The organism is Streptomyces sp. NPDC001852 (genome assembly GCF_042891825.1).
GTDB lineage: Bacteria > Actinomycetota > Actinomycetes > Streptomycetales > Streptomycetaceae > Streptomyces.
In genome coordinates this window covers 1-2,623 of record NZ_JBIATN010000086.1, presented here as the reverse complement: position 1 = coordinate 2,623, position 2,623 = coordinate 1, and the positions used below count along the sequence as shown (strand labels likewise).

The following is a 2,623-nucleotide window of genomic DNA, read 5'->3' as shown; positions in this document are numbered from 1 at the left end:
AAGAGGTCCCGGAGCTGTACGAGTCGGCCGTCCGTGAGGCGGTCGCCGCCTTCGGCCGCGGCGAGTGCTTCGTCGAGCGCTACCTGGACCGCCCCCGGCACGTGGAGACCCAGTGCCTGGCCGACAGCCACGGCAACGTCGTCGTCGTCTCCACCCGCGACTGCTCCCTGCAGCGCCGCCACCAAAAACTCGTCGAGGAGGCCCCCGCCCCCTTCCTCACCGACGAACAGACCGCCCAGCTGTACCAGGCCTCCAAGGCCATCCTCAAGGAGGCCGGCTACATCGGCGCCGGCACCGTCGAGTTCCTCGTCGGCAACGACGGCGCCATCTCCTTCCTCGAGGTCAACACCCGCCTGCAGGTCGAGCACCCGGTCACCGAGGAGGTCGCCGGCATCGACCTGGTGCGCGAGATGTTCCGCATCGCCGACGGCGAACCCCTCGGCTACGACGACCCCGAACTGCGCGGGCACTGCTTGGAGTTCCGCATCAACGGCGAGGACCCCGGCCGGGGCTTCCTGCCCGCCCCCGGCACCGTCACCCGCTTCGACGCACCCACCGGCCCCGGCGTCCGCCTCGACGCGGGCGTGGAGTCCGGCAGCGTGATCGGCCCCGCCTGGGACTCCCTGCTCGCCAAACTGATCGTCACCGGCGCCACCCGCCAACAGGCCCTTCAGCGGGCCGCCCGCGCCCTGGACGAGTTCCACATCGAGGGCATGGCCACCGCGATCCCCTTCCACCGCGCGGTGGTCAAGGATGCGGCGTTCGCCCCCGAACTCACCGGCAGCGAAGCCCCGTTCACGGTCCACACCCGCTGGATCGAGACCGAGTTCGTCAACGACATCACGCCCCACGCCGCCCCCGCCGACACCGAGGCGGAGGAGGAGTCGGGCCGCGAGACCGTCGTGGTCGAGGTCGGCGGCAAACGCCTGGAGGTCTCCCTCCCGTCCTCCCTGGGCATGTCCCTGGCCCGCACCGGCCTCGCCGCCGGCGCCAAGCCCAAGCGCCGCGCCGCCAAGAAGTCCGGCCCCGTCGCCTCCGGCGACACCCTCGCCTCCCCGATGCAGGGCACCATCGTCAAGGTCGCGGTCGAGGAAGGCCAGGAAGTCAAGGAAGGCGACCTGGTCGTCGTCCTGGAGGCCATGAAGATGGAACAGCCCCTCAACGCCCACAAGGCCGGCACCATCAAGGGCCTGTCCGCCGACGTCGGCGCCTCCGTCACCTCCGGCGCCACCATCTGCGAAATCAAGGACTGACGTCACCCATGAGTGAGATCCTCAGCCCCGTCTCGCGGCGCGTGCGCGCGATCACCATCGACGCCGACGGCGTCCAGCTGTCCGGCCTGCTCGGCGAACCAGCGCATGCGCCACCCCGGGCCGTCGTAGTGGCCGTCCACGGCGGTGGCATGCGAGCCGGGTATTTCCACGGCCAGGCCCACCCGGGCCTCTCCCTGCTGGAACTCGGGGCCGGGCTCGGTTTCACAGTGCTGGCTCTGGACCGTCCCGGCTACGGCCTGTCGGCCGCCCAGCTTCCCACCGGCCAGACGCTCGCCGAACAGTCGGTGACGCTGCACGCGGCCCTCGGCGCCTTCGCCCGCCGGTATCAAACAGGCGTGGGTTTCTTCCTGTTGGCCCACTCCTTCGGCGGCAAGCTCGCGTTGACCGCCGCCGCCGACGACATCGGTGACCGCCTCATCGGCCTGGACATCTCCGGTTGCGGGCACCGCTACGCCGTGGACACGGACGAGTTGCCGGACCCGCACAGCCTCACCACCCGTCGGTTGAGCTGGGGTCCCCTCCAGCTGTATCCGCCGAACACCTTCGCGGGCAGCCGCTCGCTGCTGGTTCCCATGCCGGAGCGGGAGTGGAGGGAGGCGGCGAACTGGCCGGGGCTGCTCCCGGGCATCGCCCGGCGCGTCCGGGTCCCGGTCCGTCTCACCTTCGCCGAGCACGAGGCGTGGTGGCGCCACGACGAGGAAGCGGTGGCCACGATGACCGGCATGCTCAGCGGGACGCGCGTCATCGTCGACCATCAGCCGGATGCCGGGCACAACATCAGTCTCGGCTGGGCGGCGCGTGCGTATCATCTGCGCGCCCTTGCGTTCCTGGAGGAGTGCATGTTGCGTCGCGCCGGGACGGTGACATGACGGCGCAGTTCCGGTGATGAGGGTGCCGACCGGGCTCCGTCGGACCTTCCGGTCGCTGTCCGTGCGGAATTTCGGATGAGGCCGGGCCCCGGCCCTCCCGGTGGGATCCTCACCGGGCTCGCCGACCGTGCCGGCGGGTCCCCGAGGCCGTCTCCCTGATGCTGTCCCGACTCGGGACCTACACCGCTGGCAGCGCCGCGCCCGATGCACCGGCCGAGCGGGGCTCCGCGATCTGACGCACCGCCCTGGGCGCCCGCCTCCCCGCTGCCGCGCTGCACGGCGCCGGCCACAACACCTGGCTGGATCTCACCGCCGATGCCACTGCCCAGCAGCCCTGCCTCGAAGACGGGCCTCTACGTAGCCCGACGTGCCGGCGCGCTCTCCTCCCCCGTTATCTTCTTCGCGGTCCTGCAAGAGGGCCGCTGGCCTCCGGGCCCGGCATGACTGTTCCCCCCTGTCGAAGGGATGACCTGGGGGGTG

At 71.3% G+C, this 2,623-nt stretch carries 2 protein-coding genes; both read left to right on the top strand.

Annotation, left to right across the window (positions count from 1 at the left end):
• A partial coding sequence (locus ACFYZB_RS46680; protein WP_388768258.1) for a biotin/lipoyl-containing protein occupies positions 1 to 1,253 on the top strand: 1,253 nt, incomplete at its 5' end.
• An 8-nt stretch (positions 1,254 to 1,261) separates the two neighbouring features.
• Positions 1,262 to 2,143, top strand: a complete 882-nt coding sequence (locus ACFYZB_RS46675; RefSeq protein WP_388768256.1) for an alpha/beta hydrolase — start codon at positions 1,262 to 1,264, stop codon at positions 2,141 to 2,143.
• Positions 2,144 to 2,623: the final 480 nt, after the last annotated feature.

Bases quoted from the DNA above. Each gene is read 5' to 3' on its own strand.
- ACFYZB_RS46675 (WP_388768256.1), top strand. From the start codon at position 1,262: ATGAGTGAGATCCTCAGCCCCGTCTCGCGGCGCGTGCGCGCGATCACC.